This is a genomic window from Pseudomonas californiensis, from assembly GCF_021147775.1.
Lineage (GTDB): Bacteria > Pseudomonadota > Gammaproteobacteria > Pseudomonadales > Pseudomonadaceae > Aquipseudomonas > Aquipseudomonas californiensis.
This window is the reverse complement of the sequence record NZ_JAGTPK010000022.1, coordinates 42,883-60,681: the sequence shown is the minus strand read 5'-3', so window position 1 is coordinate 60,681 and position 17,799 is coordinate 42,883. Positions and strand designations below refer to the sequence as shown.

At 58.7% G+C, this 17,799-nt stretch carries 13 protein-coding genes; 10 read left to right on the top strand and 3 right to left on the bottom strand.

Going from position 1 to position 17,799, the window contains the following annotated elements:
- Positions 1-28 precede the first annotated feature (28 nt).
- Positions 29-2,875: an RNA polymerase-associated protein RapA gene (rapA, locus tag KDX37_RS19985; protein ID WP_231654435.1), complete on the top strand. Its 2,847-nt coding sequence runs from the start codon at positions 29-31 to the stop codon at positions 2,873-2,875.
- Positions 2,876-3,024: 149 nt separating this feature from the next.
- On the opposite strand, the gene KDX37_RS19980 is transcribed toward rapA, so the two are convergent.
- Positions 3,025-4,395, bottom strand: coding sequence for a spinster family MFS transporter (locus tag KDX37_RS19980; protein WP_231654434.1), 1,371 nt, complete (start codon positions 4,393-4,395; stop codon positions 3,025-3,027).
- Between the two features lie 236 nt (positions 4,396-4,631).
- On the opposite strand from KDX37_RS19980, the gene KDX37_RS19975 reads away from it, so the two are divergent.
- Positions 4,632-6,947: a putative bifunctional diguanylate cyclase/phosphodiesterase gene (locus KDX37_RS19975; protein ID WP_231654433.1), complete on the top strand. Its 2,316-nt coding sequence runs from the start codon at positions 4,632-4,634 to the stop codon at positions 6,945-6,947.
- Between the two features lie 154 nt (positions 6,948-7,101).
- Here the strand turns inward: KDX37_RS19975 and KDX37_RS19970 are convergent, their stop codons facing one another.
- Complete coding sequence (locus tag KDX37_RS19970; RefSeq protein ID WP_231654432.1) at positions 7,102-7,401, bottom strand: DUF2288 domain-containing protein; 300 nt, start codon at positions 7,399-7,401, stop codon at positions 7,102-7,104.
- A gap of 328 nt (positions 7,402-7,729) precedes the next feature.
- Here KDX37_RS19970 and KDX37_RS19965 point away from each other — a divergent pair, with 328 nt between their 5' ends.
- The 5 genes from KDX37_RS19965 (at position 7,730) to KDX37_RS19945 (ending at position 12,735) form a co-directional block, all read left to right on the top strand.
- Positions 7,730-8,857, top strand: a complete 1,128-nt coding sequence (locus KDX37_RS19965; protein WP_231654431.1) for a branched-chain amino acid ABC transporter substrate-binding protein — start codon at positions 7,730-7,732, stop codon at positions 8,855-8,857.
- Positions 8,858-9,083: 226 nt separating this feature from the next.
- A complete protein-coding gene (gene livH / locus KDX37_RS19960) occupies positions 9,084-10,007 on the top strand; it encodes a high-affinity branched-chain amino acid ABC transporter permease LivH (RefSeq protein WP_231654430.1) in 924 nt (307 codons plus the stop codon).
- On the top strand, positions 10,004-11,269 hold the full coding sequence (locus KDX37_RS19955) for a high-affinity branched-chain amino acid ABC transporter permease LivM (protein ID WP_231654429.1): 1,266 nt from the start codon (positions 10,004-10,006) through the stop codon (positions 11,267-11,269). The genes livH and KDX37_RS19955 overlap by 4 nt, the downstream gene beginning before the upstream one ends.
- Positions 11,266-12,033, top strand: coding sequence for a high-affinity branched-chain amino acid ABC transporter ATP-binding protein LivG (livG, locus tag KDX37_RS19950; protein WP_231654428.1), 768 nt, complete (start codon positions 11,266-11,268; stop codon positions 12,031-12,033). The genes KDX37_RS19955 and livG overlap by 4 nt, the downstream gene beginning before the upstream one ends.
- Positions 12,034-12,735, top strand: coding sequence for an ABC transporter ATP-binding protein (locus KDX37_RS19945; RefSeq protein WP_231654427.1), 702 nt, complete (start codon positions 12,034-12,036; stop codon positions 12,733-12,735).
- 931 nt (positions 12,736-13,666) lie between these two features.
- Here KDX37_RS19945 and KDX37_RS19935 read toward each other — a convergent pair.
- Positions 13,667-14,581, bottom strand: a complete 915-nt coding sequence (locus tag KDX37_RS19935) for a LysR family transcriptional regulator (RefSeq protein WP_231654426.1) — start codon at positions 14,579-14,581, stop codon at positions 13,667-13,669.
- A 104-nt stretch (positions 14,582-14,685) separates the two neighbouring features.
- On the opposite strand from KDX37_RS19935, the gene KDX37_RS19930 reads away from it, so the two are divergent.
- The 3 genes from KDX37_RS19930 to KDX37_RS19920 all read left to right on the top strand — a co-directional run bounded on the left by KDX37_RS19930 (position 14,686) and on the right by KDX37_RS19920 (position 17,780).
- A complete protein-coding gene (locus KDX37_RS19930; RefSeq protein WP_231654425.1) occupies positions 14,686-15,285 on the top strand; it encodes a short chain dehydrogenase in 600 nt (199 codons plus the stop codon).
- A 49-nt stretch (positions 15,286-15,334) separates the two neighbouring features.
- On the top strand, positions 15,335-16,015 hold the full coding sequence (locus KDX37_RS19925; RefSeq protein ID WP_231654424.1) for a COG3650 family protein: 681 nt from the start codon (positions 15,335-15,337) through the stop codon (positions 16,013-16,015).
- 151 nt (positions 16,016-16,166) lie between these two features.
- A complete protein-coding gene (locus tag KDX37_RS19920; protein WP_231654423.1) occupies positions 16,167-17,780 on the top strand; it encodes an NAD(P)/FAD-dependent oxidoreductase in 1,614 nt (537 codons plus the stop codon).
- The last annotated feature ends 19 nt before the right edge of the window (positions 17,781-17,799 follow it).

Here is a 17,799-nt window from a genome sequence, read left to right as displayed (position 1 = left end):
CGGCTTTTTCAAGGCGGAGACAGGCAGCATGGCGCAGCAGTATCAACCGGGGCAACGCTGGATTAGCGACAGCGAAGCCGAGCTGGGTTTGGGCACCGTTCTGGCACAGGATGGCCGCTTGTTGACCGTGCTCTATCCGGCCACTGGCGACACGCGCCAGTACGCACTGCGTAATGCACCGCTCACCCGCGTGCGTTTTTCTCCGGGCGACGTGATCACTCACTTCGAAAGCTGGAAGATGACCGTGCGCGAGGTCGATGACGTCGACGGTCTGCTGGTATATCACGGCCTGAACGCACAGAACGAAGCGGTCACGCTCCCAGAAACCCAGTTGTCGAACTTCATTCAGTTCCGTCTGGCGACCGATCGTCTGTTTGCTGGCCAGATCGACCAGCTGTCATGGTTCTCGTTGCGCTACAACACCCTCGAACACACCAGCCGCCAGCTGCAGTCCTCGCTCTGGGGCCTGGGCGGCGTACGTGCGCAGCCTATCGCGCACCAGCTGCACATTGCTCGCGAAGTAGCGGACCGTATCGCACCACGTGTTCTGCTGGCTGACGAAGTGGGCCTGGGTAAAACCATCGAAGCCGGTCTGGTGATTCACCGCCAGTTGCTGTCGGGTCGCGCCAACCGCGTGCTGATTCTGGTTCCCGAAAACCTCCAGCATCAATGGCTGGTGGAAATGCGCCGTCGCTTCAACCTTCAGGTCGCCCTGTTCGATGCCGAGCGCTTCATGGAAAGCGATGCTGGCAACCCGTTCGAAGACACGCAACTGGCGCTGGTCGCGCTGGAATGGCTGGTCAGCGACGAAAAGGCGCAGGACGCCCTGTTCGCGGCGGGTTGGGACCTGATGGTGGTCGATGAAGCGCATCACCTGGTCTGGCACGAAGAAAAAGCCAGCGCCGAGTACTCGTTGGTCGAGCAACTGGCCGAGGTCATCCCTGGCGTGCTCCTGCTGACGGCTACGCCGGAACAGCTCGGCCAGGACAGCCACTTCGCACGTCTGCGCCTGCTGGACCCGAACCGTTTCCACGACCTGAAGGCCTTCCGCGCCGAAAGCGACAACTATCGCCCGGTTGCCCAGGCCGTTCAGGAACTGCTGGACGAGGGCAAACTATCCGCGGATGCCCAGAAAACCATCCACGGTTTTCTCGGTGCAGAAGGCGATGCATTGTTGGCCGCAGTCAATGCGGGCGACGACGAAGCCAAGGCACGCCTGATTCGCGAACTGTTGGACCGCCACGGCACTGGCCGCGTGCTGTTCCGCAACACGCGCGCTGCCGTGCGCGGTTTCCCGGAGCGCAAACTGCATCAGTATCCGCTGCCCTGCCCTGCCGAATACCTTGAGTTGCCGATTGGCGAGCACGCTGATCTGTACCCGGAAGTCAGCTTCCAGTCGTTGTCGGAAGTCAGCGAAGAGGAACGCTGGTGGCGCTTCGACCCGCGTGTCGACTGGCTGATCGACACCCTGAAAATGCTCAAGCGCGTCAAGGTGCTGGTCATCTGCGCCCACGCTGAAACTGCCATGGATCTGGAAGACGCGCTGCGCGTTCGCTCCGGTATTCCGGCCACGGTCTTCCACGAAGGCATGAACATTCTCGAGCGTGACCGCGCCGCCGCTTACTTCGCGGACGAAGAGTTTGGCGCCCAAGTACTGATCTGTTCGGAAATCGGCAGTGAAGGCCGCAACTTCCAGTTCTCGCACCACCTGGTGCTGTTCGACCTGCCGTCGCACCCCGACCTGCTGGAACAGCGCATCGGTCGTCTGGACCGTATCGGCCAGAAGCACACCATCGAGTTGCACGTGCCCTTTCTGGAAACCAGCCCGCAGGCGCGGCTGTTCCAGTGGTACCACGAGGCGCTTAACGCGTTCCTCAATACCTGCCCCACCGGCAACGCCTTGCAGCATCAGTTCGGCCCACGCCTGCTGCCGCTGCTGGAAAGCGGTGACGACGACGAATGGCAAAGCCTGATCGATGACGCACGCGCCGAGCGTGAGCGTCTTGAAGGCGAGCTGCATACCGGCCGCGACCGTCTGCTGGAGCTCAACTCCGGTGGTGCGGGCGAAGGTGAAGCGCTGGTCGAGGCGATTCTTGAACAGGATGATCAGTTCAGCCTGCCGATTTATATGGAAACCCTGTTCGACGCGTTTGGCATCGACAGCGAAGATCACTCCGAAAACGCCCTGATCCTCAAGCCCAGCGAAAAAATGCTCGACGCCAGTTTCCCATTGGGCGACGACGAAGGCGTGACCATCACCTACGACCGCAATCAGGCGCTGTCTCGCGAAGACATGCAATTCATCACCTGGGAGCACCCGATGGTTCAAGGCGGCATGGATCTGGTGCTGTCCGGCTCCATGGGTAACACCGCTGTGGCGCTGATCAAGAACAAGGCACTCAAGCCAGGTACCGTGTTGCTTGAGCTGATCTACGTCAGCGAAGTGGTCGCTCCTCGCTCACTGCAGTTGGGCCGCTATCTGCCGCCGGCTGCGTTGCGCTGCCTGCTGGATGCCAACGGCAACGACCTGTCGAGCCGTGTGTCTTTCAACACACTCAATGATCAGCTGGAAAGCGTGCCTCGTGCCAGCGCCAACAAGTTCATCCAGGCCCAGCGCGATCTGTTGACCCCTCGAATCAACGCGGGCGAAGAAAAGATCACGCCAAAGCACGCTGAGCGTGTCGCAGAGGCACAACGTCGCCTTGCAGCCGACACCGAAGAAGAGCTGGCGCGTCTGACCGCCTTGCAAGCGGTCAACCCGACCGTTCGTGACAGCGAGCTGGTCGCCCTGCGCACCCAGCGTGAACAGGGTCTGGCCATGCTGGACAAGGCTGCGCTGCGTCTGGAAGCGATCAGGGTACTGGTGGCAGGCTGATTTCAGCCTGTAGTCAGGGGCGCCTGACGGAGTCCGCCTGCTGACGCAACCCTTCGCGAGCAACGTCGCTCATTGCCCCCACAGTGCTCAGGCCCTGTGGGAGTCAACCGGACGGCGTTCCGTTTGTGGATATAAAGGAGCCGGCACGCTCAAGCAGGCTTACCCTCCACCACCGCGAGCGCGGGCTCTTCTGCCACCATTTGGGCCTTCATGCGCTCGGCGTCGCGGCTGAAACAGCGCGACGCCTGGAACAGAAACACCAGCGTCATGAACAACGCCGCCGGTATCAGGTACATCGCGTCGTGCAGGCCGATGGCCTTGAAGCTCTCATTCATCTGTTCGACACCCGCGACCGCCATGGCTGCGTGGGCAAAATGATCGGACAACAGACCAACCACCACCGGCCCCAGCCCTCCGCCCAGCAAGTACAGCCCCGCAAAGAACAACGCCATCGCCGTTGCGCGCAAACGGGGTTCAACCACGTCCTGGATCGCGGTGTATACGCAGGTGTAAAAGTTATACGCAAACAGCCATCCAAGGCTGAACACGCCCACAAACAGACCAATCTCGATCCGTCCGGCATGCAGCGCATAGCCCGTCGCTACGGCAGCGACCAACATGCTGAACGTTGCAAACAGCAAGCGACCGCTGGAGGAACGCTGATGCAGCTTGTCCGCAATCCAGCCACCCAGTGTCAGCCCGAACAGCCCGGTCACGCCGACAATCACGCCGGTCGCGACCGCCGCTTCCTGTAACGGCAAAAGAAAGTAGCGTTGCAGCATCGGCACCATGAACGAGTTGCAAGCGTAGGTTGCGAAGTTGAACGTCAGACCGCCCAGCACCAGCCAGCGAAACGTGGGGATCGACAGCACCCGTCGGATCGGTTTCTCGATCCTGGCCTCGGACACGCGCACGCTTTCCGCCGCGCCCCGCTTAGGCTCTTTGATGAAGAAAATGAAAACGGCCAGCAACAGGCCCGGTACCGCCGCGATAAAGAATGGCGCGCGCCAACTGTCGAACGCCTTGACCATCGCACCAATGGTAAAGAAAGCCAGCAACAGGCCCAGAGGCAGCCCGAGCATGAAGATGCCCATGGCCCGCGAACGCCGGTGTGCCGGGAACAGATCACCGATCAGCGAGTTGGCGGCTGGCGCGTAACTCGCCTCACCGATCCCAATGCCCATACGCACCAACAAGAACGTCCAGAAACTGTTCGCCATACCATTGACCGCCGTGAGGCCGCTCCACACAGCCAGCCCCCAGCCCATCAGCTTTTTGCGCGAGCCCGTGTCAGCCATACGGCCCAATGGCAGACCGGCGATGGCATACACCAGCGTGAAGGCAGTTCCCAGCATGCCTAACTGGAAATCACTCAGGTGCCATTCCTTGCGAATGGGCTCAACGATAATGGCCGGGATCGTGCGATCAAAAAAATTGAACAAATTGGCCAGAAACAACAGGAACAGAACACGCCAGGCATTGGCGGCCTGAGTGGAATTATCCAGCAGGGGCTTGCTCATCGAGGCGTCCATCCCTTTTTTTGTAATCGCATCAATCTAGAAGCCCTTGGACCAACTGTCTGTAAACATTCGTAAAGCTGATCAGGGCTCATGGTTTTTTTTATAAGCATTCGTTATTGACGCTTTGTCAGATTGATCAGACTTCGTACTGGCATCTTGGCAACAGCTTCTATACTCACCCCGAATCGCCAGGCCTTTTGCCTTGGCGCCCTGGTAGTCGATCGATAGGGCTTGCTATGGAGTGGCTGGGTTTGAAGATGTTCGCCGGTGTCCCGGCGGATGGGCAATTGTTGATCAACTGTAGTCACAATCTGTTTCTGGTAGCGCTGGCATTTGGGGTAGCTTGCGCTGCATGTTTCGCCACGCTGGATATTGCTGACCGCGTCATTCAGGTCGATGCCACGCGAAGCCGCCGGGTCTGGAAAGCGCTGGGGGCGTTATGCCTGGCGGGGGGCGTCTGGGCCATGCATTTCATCAGCATGCTGGCTTTCCAGGCACCGCTGACTATCACCTACGACCTGGGCATTACCCTGGCCTCGCTGCTGATCGTGCTGGTCACCGCACTGGTCGCCATGAAAGCGCTGACTCTTCCGACGCTGACGGTCAAACGCTGCCTGATCAGTGCCGTGGTCATGGGTATTGGTATCAGCGCGATGCACTACCTGGGCATGGCTGCCATGCACTCGGATGCCAGGCAGTTTTACGAGCCGCGCATGTTCGGACTGTCCATTGTCGTCGCCATTTTGGACAGTATCGCATTGCTCACCCTGTCCCGGCATTTGCGCCAGAGCAGCGGCATGTTTCATCAGATGTATCGTTACGGCGTCAGCCTGCTGCTGGGTGCAGGTCTGCTGACCATGCATCTGATGGGCATGCGCGCGTTGCAACTGGTGATGCCCGCAGGCGCGGAGTTGCACATCCCGAGTACCGAAAACAGTCAGCAGTTGGGGCTGACCATTGCGATCATCACCCTGCTGATTATCGCAGGCAGCATCAGCGCTGCGATGGCAGACAAGAAACTGCAAAGCAAGGAACACGACCTGCAACGCGTCAACGCCCTGCTTAGCCAGCTGGATCAGGCGCGCGTATCGCTGCAACAGGTAGCGCATTACGACCCACTGACCAACCTCATCAACCGTCGCGGCTTCAACCAGATATTTGCAGAGAGGCTGCTGGAACATACCGTGAGCAACGGCATGCTGGCAGTGATGTTTCTCGACATCGATCACTTCAAGCGCATCAACGACAGCCTGGGCCATGACGCAGGTGATGAGCTTCTCAAGGTCATTGCCGAGCGCATTCGCAGCGCCACACGTGTGCAGGACGTGGTGGCACGCTTCGGGGGCGACGAGTTCTGCATTCTGTTGAGCATCCCCAACTACGAGGAGGCACGCCACCTGGCCCACCGGGTCATGCTGAAGATGAAGGAAACCATCGCGCTCGCAGGACGGCGCATGGTGATGACCACCAGTATCGGTATCGCCGTATTCCCTCGCGATGGTTCAACGTGCGACGAACTGCTGAAACATGCGGACCTTGCGCTTTATCAGTCCAAGGGCAACGGTCGTAACCGGGTCAACTTCTTTAGCCCCGCACTCAAGACCAGGGCCAGCCTTGAGCTGCACCTTGAGGAAGAACTGCGGAATGCGCTACGTGAAGAAATTGGTCTGCAGGTCTATTACCAGCCGATTGTCGACCTGCGCACCGGGCACGTCGCCAAGCTCGAGGCGCTGGTGCGCTGGAACCATCCGCAGCATGGCCTGCTGGTACCGGACCGCTTCATCAGCATCGCCGAAGCCAACGGGCTGATTGCCGAACTGGACAACTGGGTGCTGCGCCGCGCGTGCCACGACCTCGGAGCGCTGCGCATGGACGGCCTGGAAGAGCTGATCATCAGCGTGAACTGCTCTGCACTCAATCTGAGCAGGGACGAACTCGCCGACGAGGTGGAGCAAGCGCTGGCGGACGCCAATGTCGCGCCGGGCCGCCTGGAGTTGGAAGTGACCGAAAACGCTCTGATGGGCAACATCAGCAACACCATCCTGATGCTCAAGCATATCCGCAGCCTGGGCGTGTCACTGTCGATCGACGACTTCGGCACCGGCTATTCGTCACTGGCTTATCTCAAGCGTCTGCCGCTGGATACGTTGAAGATTGACCGGTCATTCATCATCGACATCCCCAAATCGCCGCAGGACATGGAAATCGTCCAGGCCATTATCGTCATGGCGCACACTTTGCGACTCAAGGTAGTCACAGAGGGCGTCGAAACACCCGCGCAGCTTGAATTTCTCAGCCAGTATGGCTGCGATTACGTACAGGGCTATCTGTTCAGCAAGCCGCAGCCTCTGGAGCGCATACTGCCTCTGATCAGGCAGATGAACGAGCGTGAACCGGTCAGCCTCTGGCCCGCCTCGATGATGCTCGAAGTCAAGCAGCCAGTGCCCGACGTACCGAGATCTCTGGATCTGTTTCCTGACCTGCCCGGCGGCGAGCATGTGGCCCCCGTGCGCAATTCGTCACGCACCCAGCGCTCGCGCTGGACCGATTAAGAGAGTCGCCGCTGGCAGTTGCTCAATAATCGAACGCCGCGCATCACATGGGCTGCGCTGGCGCTGTGGTTTTTTGCTACGTCAACGCTTGCGCAGTTACCTTCTCACCCAACCCGGCACGCCATTTCGCACCGAAAAAGAGCGCGACTCAGCGCTACGCTCTGTTTTGAATCAAAACCCAAGGTGCCACTACCACTGCCCAGAGCAAAGGATCGGTCTCCAGAAGCTCAATCGCCTTGGTTTCAGAGAGCTTGCTGACCTCACCTGAAGTCAGCCATGCGGACACTTTGGATGCGTCATTTTCGGCCACTGCCTCGGCAACCGCGATCAAATCCAGCGGCAGCTCGACCCACAACAGGGCACCCTTGGCAAAGAATGGTTGCAATTCTTTCCAGGTAATTGATGCGGTTTCGCCAAGCAGTTTGGCATAGAGGGTGCTAGGTTCTTGCGTCATGGGTTTCACCAGAAAGAAAATCGGCGCAATGATAGCGCCGCCTTTTCCGCAGACAAACCCAGAAGCAAATGATTGATCGCAGGAAAGGACAGCTAACAGCCAGGATCTGGACGATCATGCAGGTGATCAAGTGGTTGGATTCTGTAACTTTCTTTCGATTAAGCGACACGCATCGGCCTACTCCCCTGCACCACGCTTTCCAAGCGATTCACCGGCACTCTAAACTGTTCCGGTACAGTTGGTGGAGCGGGGAAAGGCCGGTGTCGAAGCCGGTTCTGCAGCCTTGGCCAGCAGGATTATAAAAACTACAACGCAAGAGTGGAGCATCATGACTAAGGGTACCAAGAAGCTTTCCAAGCTGTTTGCCGCATTGGTTATGGCGGGGGTTGCCAGCCATTCGTTCGCAGCTGACACCATCAAGATCGGTATCGCTGGCCCCAAGACAGGCCCGGTTGCCGAATACGGCACCATGCAGTTCAACGGCGCCAAAATGGCCATCGAGCAGATCAACGCCAAGGGTGGCGTGGATGGCAAGAAGCTTGAAGCGGTTGAATACGATGATGCCTGCGATCCAAAACAGGCTGTTGCAGTCGCCAACAAAGCCGTCAATGACGGCGTGAAATACATCATCGGCCACCTGTGCTCCAGCTCTGCTCAGCCAGCGTCCGACGTCTATGAAGACGAAGGCATCATCATGGTGACTCCGGCTGCTACCAGCCCTGAAATCACCGCTCGTGGTTACAAACTGGTGTTCCGCACCATCGGTCTGGACAGCGCTCAAGGGCCTGCCGCCGGGAACTACATCGCCGATGTCGTCAAGCCGAAAATCGTTGCAGTCGTTCACGACAAGCAGCAGTACGGCGAAGGCATTGCTACCGCTGTGAAAAAGACGCTTGAAGAAAAAGGCGTCAAAGTAGCTGTGTTCGAAGGCATCAACGCTGGCGACAAGGACTTCTCGTCACTGATCGCCAAGCTCAAGCAAGCCAACGTCGACTTCGTGTACTACGGCGGCTACCACCCTGAACTGGGTCAGATCCTGCGTCAGTCCAAGGAAAAAGGCTTGAACGCCAAGTTCATGGGCCCTGAAGGCGTTGGCAACGAGTCCATCTCGCAAATTGCTGGCGATGCTTCCGAAGGCCTGCTGGTCACCCTGCCGAAGTCATTCGACCAGGACCCGTCCAACCAGGCGCTGACCAAGGCATTCAAGGACAAGAATCAGGACCCAAGCGGCCCGTTCGTGTACCCGGCCTACTCCGCAGTTCAGGTTGTTGCTGACGGCATCGCTGCCGCCAAGTCTGAAGACACCGCCAAAGTGGCAGCTGCCATCCATGCCGGCACCTTCAAGACGCCAATGGGCGAGCTGAGCTACGACGAGAAAGGCGACCTGAAGAACTTCCAGTTCGTGGTCTACGAGTGGCACTTCGGCAAACCAAAAACCGAAGCCGCTACCAAGTAAACTGCTTGCAATGACAACCGAAGCCCACTGCATCCGCAGTGGGCTTTGTTTTACGAATGTTGGTCCGTTTGCCAAGCTCCCACAAAGAGCGCCGGAAACGAGGCCCCCTGAAAATCTTAAAACCGTCACCAGCGGTTCACTGACAGCACCACAGGCAACGCATCGACAGAATGCGTACCCGATGCCGGTCAGAGAAATGCAGATCAGGTTTTTAGGAGCGCGGTAAATGCCCGAGTTATTCCACTACATGCAGCAACTGGTCAATGGCCTGACCATTGGCAGTACGTATGCATTGATCGCCATCGGTTACACGATGGTGTACGGCATCATCGGAATGATCAACTTCGCCCACGGCGAGGTGTACATGATCGGTTCGTACGTTGCTTTCATGGCGCTTGCCGGCCTGGCGATGCTGGGTATCCACAGCCTGCCGCTGTTGATGATCGCGGGTTTTGCCGCAACCATCATCGTGACCAGCGCCTATGGTTACAGCATAGAGCGTGTCGCCTACCGTCCGTTGCGTAACAGCAACCGTCTGATTCCACTGATTTCTGCGATCGGCATGTCGATCTTTCTACAGAACTCGGTCCAGCTTTCCCAGGGTTCTGGCAACTTTGCCATCCCCAATCTGCTCCCCGGCAGCTTGTCGTTCGGCCCTGGCGGTGCAGAGGAAGTGCTGATTTCCTACATGCAAATCGTGGTGTTCGTCGTCACGCTGCTGGCGATGACTGGCTTGACGCTGTTCATTTCCCGGTCACGAATGGGCCGCGCCTGTCGCGCCTGTGCCGAGGACATGAAAATGGCCAATCTGCTGGGCATCAACACCAACACCATCATTGCCCTGACGTTCGTCGTGGGTGCTGCACTGGCTGCAGTCGCTGCCATGTTGCTGAGCATGCAATACGGCGTGATCAACCCGAGTGCAGGCTTCCTCGTAGGCCTGAAAGCCTTCACCGCTGCAGTACTGGGCGGTATCGGATCGATTCCTGGCGCAGTACTCGGTGGCCTGGTACTGGGCGTCGCTGAAGCATTCGGCGCTGACATTTTCGGTGATCAGTACAAGGACGTCGTGGCCTTCGGCCTTCTGGTTCTGGTGCTGCTGTTCCGCCCGACCGGTATTCTGGGTCGTCCGGAGGTTGAGAAAGTATGAGCAAGTCCTTCAAACAGGCGCTGTTCAGCGCCGCACTGGTGTGGGCCGTTGCCTACCCTGTGCTGGGCCTGAAACTGGCCTTCTCCGGTGTTACGCTCCAGGTACAGAATGCCCCGCCGATGACGCTGATGATCATCGCGATCTGTTCGGTGCTGCTGTTTCTGCGTGTGTTGTTCGCCGAACAGATCAGCGGCCTGCGCCGTGGTTCCGACAAGCCGTTGATCTCGAAAAAGACCAGCGACTTTCTGACCCTGCCTTCAACCCAGCGCTGGGGCCTGGCGGCACTGATCGTACTGGCATTCATCTGGCCGTTCTTCGGGTCACGCGGCGCGGTGGATATCGCAACCTTGATCCTGATCTACGTGATGCTCGGCCTGGGCCTGAACATCGTGGTCGGCCTTGCCGGGCTGCTTGACCTGGGTTACGTCGGTTTCTACGCCGTCGGCGCCTACAGTTACGCCCTGCTGTCGCACTACTACGGTCTCGGCTTCTGGATCTGCCTGCCGATTGCTGGCCTGATGGCCGCGCTGTTCGGGTTCTTGCTGGGGTTCCCGGTGCTGCGCCTGCGCGGCGATTACCTGGCCATCGTGACGCTCGGGTTTGGCGAGATCATCCGTATATTCCTGCGCAACCTGACCGAACTCACCGGAGGCCCGAACGGCATCAGCAACATCGACAAGCCGACCTTCTTCGGCCTGACGTTCGAACGCAAGGCCGCTGAAGGCATGCAGACGTTCCACGAGTTTTTTGGCCTGACCTACAACTCGATCAACAAAGTCATCTTCCTGTACCTGATCGCCTTGCTGCTGGCACTGGCGGCGCTGTTCGTGATCAATCGTCTGCTGCGCATGCCGATCGGCCGTGCGTGGGAAGCACTGCGTGAAGACGAAATCGCCTGCCGTGCACTGGGCCTGAATCCGACCGTGATCAAATTGTCGGCGTTCACACTGGGCGCTGCATTCGCCGGTTTTGCGGGCAGCTTCTTTGCCGCACGCCAAGGCCTGGTAACCCCGGAGTCCTTCACGTTCATTGAGTCAGCCATCATCCTCGCGATCGTCGTGCTGGGTGGCATGGGCTCGCAATTGGGTGTGATTCTTGCGGCCATCGTGATGATTCTGCTGCCTGAACTGATGCGTGAATTCAGTGATTACCGGATGTTGATGTTCGGCGCCATGATGGTGCTGATGATGATCTGGCGCCCACAAGGCTTCCTGCCAATGCAGCGACCGGTCATGAAATTGAAAGCAGAGGTGGGTCAATGAGCCGCCCAATACTGCAAGCCTCAGGCTTGTGCATGCGCTTCGGCGGCCTGTTGGCGGTCAACGGTGTTGGCCTGACCGTGCATGAAAAGCAGGTCGTATCAATGATCGGCCCCAACGGCGCAGGCAAAACCACCGTCTTCAATTGCCTGACCGGTTTCTACAAGCCGACCTCAGGCACCATCCTGCTGGACGGTGAGCCCATTCAAGGCCTGGCCGGGCATCAAATTGCTCGCAAGGGCGTCGTCCGTACCTTCCAGAACGTACGTCTGTTCAAGGAAATGACCGCTGTCGAAAACCTTCTGGTGGCTCAGCATCGGCATTTGAACACCAACTTCCTGTCGGGACTGTTCAAGACGCCAGCCTTCCGCCGCAGCGAACGCGAAGCCATGGATTACGCCGAGCATTGGCTGGAAGCCGTGAACCTCAAGGAATTTGCCAACCGCACCGCCGGGACGCTGGCCTATGGTCAGCAACGTCGCCTGGAAATCGCCCGCTGCATGATGACGCGTCCGCGCATCCTGATGCTCGACGAACCGGCAGCGGGGCTGAACCCCAAGGAAACCGAAGACCTGAAAGCGCTGATCGGCGTATTGCGCAACGAGCACAACGCGACGGTTCTACTGATCGAGCACGACATGAAGCTGGTCATGAGCATTTCCGACCACATCGTCGTCATCAACCAGGGCACGCCTCTGGCTGACGGCACGCCGGAACAGATCCGCGATAATCCTGAAGTGATCAAAGCCTACCTGGGGGAAGCGTAAATGCTGCAGTTTGAAAACGTTTCCACCTTCTACGGCAAGATCCAGGCACTGCACAGCATCAACGTCGAGGTTCGCCAGGGCGAGATCGTGACGCTGATCGGTGCCAACGGCGCTGGCAAGTCGACGCTGCTGATGACGCTGTGCGGCTCACCCCGAGCGCACAGCGGCAGCATTCGTTATCTGGGCGAAGAACTGGTCGGCCAGGAGTCATCGGTGATCATGCGCAAGAGCATTGCGGTGGTGCCGGAAGGCCGCCGTGTGTTTGCCCGCCTGACCGTCGAAGAAAACCTGGCAATGGGCGGTTTCTTCACCGAGAAGGACGACTATCAGGAGCAAATGGACAAGGTCCTGCATCTGTTCCCGCGCCTCAAGGAACGCTTCACGCAACGCGGCGGCACCATGTCTGGTGGTGAACAACAGATGCTTGCCATCGGCCGTGCGCTGATGAGCAAGCCCAAGCTGTTGCTTCTGGACGAGCCGTCACTGGGCCTCGCACCGATCATCATTCAGCAGATTTTCGAGATCGTCGAACAACTGCGACGTGATGGTGTGACAGTGTTTCTGGTTGAACAGAACGCTAACCAGGCCCTGAAAATCGCCGACCGTGCCTATGTGCTGGAAAACGGTCGCGTGGTGATGCAGGGCACCGGTGAAGAACTGCTGGTCGACCCGAAGGTGCGGGACGCCTACCTGGGCGGTTGAAGCCAACTTCTCACTCTGTCGGTTCGGGCGATACATCTTTTGCGGATGTATCGCCTGCCCTGAAAAACCCCAATCGCAGGCTTGGCGGACTCAGATGATTGACGTGCATCGTCAGTCACCCTTCACGAGCAAGTCATACAAAATCCTCAACACCCAGTCATCCTGCGTTTTTTCTATTCCCGTCATCAACACTGAATGGCCCCGGTGTGATGGGCGCGCGCCAATCCTGCGGGAGATTCTATGGTATCGGAAAAGCCCTCAAGCCACTTTTGACTGGTATTCGCTCTGGCTTTTCAAAAGGAGCGAACGCTACTCAAGCGATTTCCCACGCCAGGTTGACCAACGCCTCAGTGGTACTAAAACGGCGTTTTCTTTGCTCCTCATGAAGTGGCGCCCACGCGGCCGCACGACTGCCCGCAGGGCGGCGTTCCGTTTGCAGAGGAAAAGGTCAGCATGTTCCCAGAAAATGTCGGCTCCATATCAGCTCAACTCAGCTATCAGAATCGAAAAAAGCCCAGCCACGGCAGAACCAAAAACAAACAGCGCCTTTCTACCCCGATAGCCGCTACACCGCAGAACGCGACGTAAGGTGCAGGCTGAGGTCCGACGCTGATCCGGGGGGCAATCGGCATGGATGCCGATTGAGCTGCACCGGGCCATGGATGGCCCGTTGCAGCGACCGCCGGATCAGTGTCGGGACGAAGGAATCCGCCGCAGGCGGACCCAACCGGAGCCACGGGCTTTGCCCACTTTGGCCCTATCAAAGTGGGTCGCCGAGGGGCGAAAAGCTGACCTGCGCCGAGCGCACATCCAGCTGAATCCACAGTCCCAAACGACCCAAACGACCCAAACGACCCAAACAAAAGCCATACAGGTCAGTCGGAACACTGTATTGCTGAAGAGGAGGCCAGGGGCCGCACGCCAATCTTCGCTAAACGGTGCGCTCCAGCGCCGAACAACTGCGTTCAAACCATCCCACCAGATAATCCGCCAGCACCTGCACGCGTCGGGGCACTTCGCCTTCGTAGGGGTGTACCAGGAACATTGGCGTAATGGCCGTCTGGTACTCACGAAACAGCCAATGCAACTGCCCGGCAGCAAACTCCTCGTGCACCATGTAAGACGGCACGCGAGCAATACCCGCGCCCGCGAGCGCTGCCTTTTTCAGCAGATTGTATTGATTGGTGGCGAACGGACCGTTGACCTGAACCCGGATCAACTCATGATTCTGATGGTACAACCACTGGTCTCGTGTGCCGTTGTGATGGCTGTTGGTCAAACACTGATGATTGACCAACTCCTGGGGCGCAAGCGGCCAGCCGTGTCTGTCCAGATACGCAGTGCTGGCACAGGTCAGTTCCTGCATCGCCAGCAGCGGCCTGGCCACCAGCCTTTCGTCGCTCTGGACGTTCGAGCGGATGCCGATGTCGAAGCCTTCTCGACGCAGGTCGCGCACACCGTTATCCAGATTCAGTTCGATCTTGACCTGCGGATATGCTTCGCAGAACTCCATCAACAAGCCATCGAAAAAAGTTTGCCCCAGCGAAATTGGCGCGGTGATGCGCACTTCACCGATCATGTCATCGCGCATCAGAGCCACGATGCGCCGAGCGCGCTCCATATGCACCAGCAGTTGCTGTGCCTGCGGCAGCAACGCCACACCGGCCGGGGTCAGACTCAGGTTGCGCGTGGTGCGATACAGCAGTTGAACGGCATAAGTCTTTTCCAACTGGGAGATCCGCTTGGACAAGCGTCCCTTGCTGCACTCAAGGCGCAACGCGGCCGAGGTAAAACTCCCCTCCTCGACCAGGACCGCAAAGGCTGACAGATCCTCCATTTCGCTCATGGATTGTTTCCTTAAAAGAACCAAAGGTTTCCAATTAGCATCTTTATTGACGGCTATCCAGCTTTCTACACTGTGTGCTCCCTACACTTCGTTGGAGCAGTGCAATGAAAATCCTTTTGATTGGTGCAAACGGCACCGTGGGCTCGGCCGTCGAGCGTGAATTGGGCCCTCGCCACGAGATCGTTCGTATCGGTCGTAACAGCGGGGACGAGCACGTCGACATCAGCGACAGCACCTCGATACGGAAACTGTTTAAGCGGGTCGGTCGCTTCGACGCCCTGGTCTGCGCAGCGGGCAATGTGAACTTCAAGCCGCTGGCGCAGATGAGCGAAGCCGATTTCACGCTGGGTTTGCAGGACAAGCTGATGGGCCAGGTCAACTTGCTGCTCATCGGCAGAGAGTTCGCCAACGATGGCGCCTCGTTCACTTTCACGTCCGGCATTCTGAGTCAGGAGCCGATTCTGTCGGGCCTGTCGGCCAGCCTGGTGAACGGTGCCATCGACGCATTCGTGCGGGCGGCAGCCATCGAGCTGCCGCGTGGCCTGCGCGTCAATTCGGTCAGCGCCAACGTGCTGCTCGAATCAATGGACAGTTACGGCCCCTACTTCCGAGGCTTCAAGCCCGTTCCGGCAGCTGACGTGGCGCTGGCCTACGCCAAAAGCGTGGAAGGCTTGCACACCGGGCGCACGTATCAGGTCTTGTGATGCGGCGGCAGTCTGAGTAACGTGGCGACACTTGTCTGGAGACCGCCCAATGTTCGCTGCCCGTACCGTGTTTGTATTTGCTCTTCTGCCGCTGTTTGCCGGCTGCCAGTTGCTGGGCAGCCAGACTGCGGCGCCTAAGGTTTCCACGGCAGGCATGATCCGCATGCAGGGTGATTTGACTGGCGAAGGTGGACAGCTGCTGTTCAAGCCGTGCAACGAACAGCGTCGTTATGTTGTGAAAGACCGCGGCAATACCGGCATCCTGCAGGAAGCCGCCTCCCTGGCGGACGCCAAGGGCCGTGTGTTTGCCGACCTCAAAGGGTCTTTCACCGCCAGCAAGGCCGCCAACAGTGACGGCCAGCTGGACCTGCATCAGCTGTACCGCGTCGAACGTCCCGGTCAGGCCTGTGAAGACCTCAATTTCAAACGCCTTACGCTGCATGTGAACGGTAACAAACCCACCTGGAACGTGAACGTCAGCGGCAAAGGCATGGTCCTGGAGCGTGAAGGCGCACAACCCTTGGCGGTGCCGTACGTCGAAGAGCAACTGCCTGATGGCAGTTTCAGTCTCAGCAGCGAAGCCAACAACCAGCGTATCGAGCTGTGGGTCGCGCCACAGCGTTGCGTCGACAGCGTCAACGGCTCTGTCCAGCACCTGACCGCCGAACTGCGTATCAATGGCCAGGCACAGCGCGGCTGCGGTTATTACGGTGGCTCGCGAGACGATTGATTCGGGTAGAGAGCAGGATTGTCGACCGCTGGTAGCCCTCACCGACAAGACTGCGCACCTCGACTCGCCGTGAAAGGGGTTCAGCGCTTATAATCGCCGGTTCTTGAAGTGCTGTCGGGCTGAACCTGCGGCCCGAAAACTGGACCCCTTAATGTTACGAATCACCGAACTCAAGCTGCCAATCGATCACCCGGAAGAAGATATTCGCGTTGCACTCCTGCAGCGCCTGGGCATCGATAGCAGCGAACTGCTGGACTTCACCCTCTTCAAGCGCAGTTACGATGCGCGCAAGAAGTCCTCGGAATTGTGCTTTATCTACACCATCGACTTTCAAGTCCATGACGAAGAAGCGTTGCTGCGTAAGCTCGGCAACGACCGTCATGTAGGTCCTGCGCCTGATGTCAGCTACAAAGTAGTAGGCCATGCGCCTGAAAACACGACTGAGCGCCCGATCGTGGTGGGCTTCGGTCCGTGCGGTATCTTCGCCGGGCTGCTGTTGGCGCAGATGGGCTTCAAGCCGATCATTCTTGAGCGTGGCAAAGAAGTGCGTCAGCGCACCAAGGACACTTGGGGTCTGTGGCGCAAGAACGTGCTCAATCCGGAATCCAACGTTCAGTTCGGTGAAGGCGGCGCGGGGACTTTCTCCGACGGCAAGCTGTACAGCCAGATCAAGGACCCGCAGTTTCATGGCCGCAAGGTACTCCAAGAGTTCGTGAAAGCCGGTGCGCCTGAAGAAATACTGTATGTCAGCAAACCGCACATCGGAACCTTCCGCCTGACCGGCGTGGTTGAAAACATGCGCCAGCAGATCGAGGCGCTGGGCGGCGAAGTGCGCTTTCAGCAACGGGTAACCGACCTGCTGATTGAAGACGGCCAACTACAAGGCGTTACCCTGGACGGCGGCGAGCAGATCGCGTCCCGTCACGTAATTCTGGCGTTGGGTCACAGCGCTCGCGATACCTTCCGCATGCTGCACGGGCGTGGTGTGTTCATGGAAGCCAAGCCGTTCTCGGTCGGTTTCCGCATCGAACACCCACAGTCGCTGATTGACCGCGCTCGGCTGGGCAAATACGCGGGCCACCCGAAACTGGGCGCTGCCGACTACAAGCTGGTGCACCACGCCAGCAACGGCCGCTCGGTCTACAGTTTTTGCATGTGCCCTGGCGGCACCGTCGTGGCCGCAACGTCCGAGCCCAACCGTGTAGTCACCAACGGTATGAGCCAGTATTCGCGCAACGAGCGCAATGCCAACTCGGGCATCGTGGTAGGCATCACACCCGAGCAGGACTTCCCGGGCAGCCCGCTGGCAGGCATCGAATTGCAGGAGCGTCTGGAGTCTCACGCGTACCTGCTGGGTGGCAGCACCTACGAAGCACCTGCACAACTGGTCGGCGATTTCATCGCTGGCAAAGCATCAACAACGCTGGGCAGCGTCGAGCCGTCCTACAAGCCAGGTGTCAAGCTGGTCGACCTTGCCGACGCTCTGCCCGCCTTTGCCATAGAAGCCATCCGCGAAGCATTGCCAGCGTTCGACAAGCAGATCAAAGGTTTCTCGTTGCACGATGCGGTCCTGACCGGCATTGAAACCCGCACCTCAGCACCGTTGCGCATCACCCGCGGTCCAGACATGCAAAGCCTGAACACCAAAGGCCTGTACCCGGCTGGCGAGGGCGCGGGTTACGCTGGCGGGATTCTTTCGGCAGGCGTGGACGGCATCCGTATCGCCGAAGCGCTCGCGCGCGACATGCTGGGCATCGAGGCCTGACCAGCACTGATGATCAGTG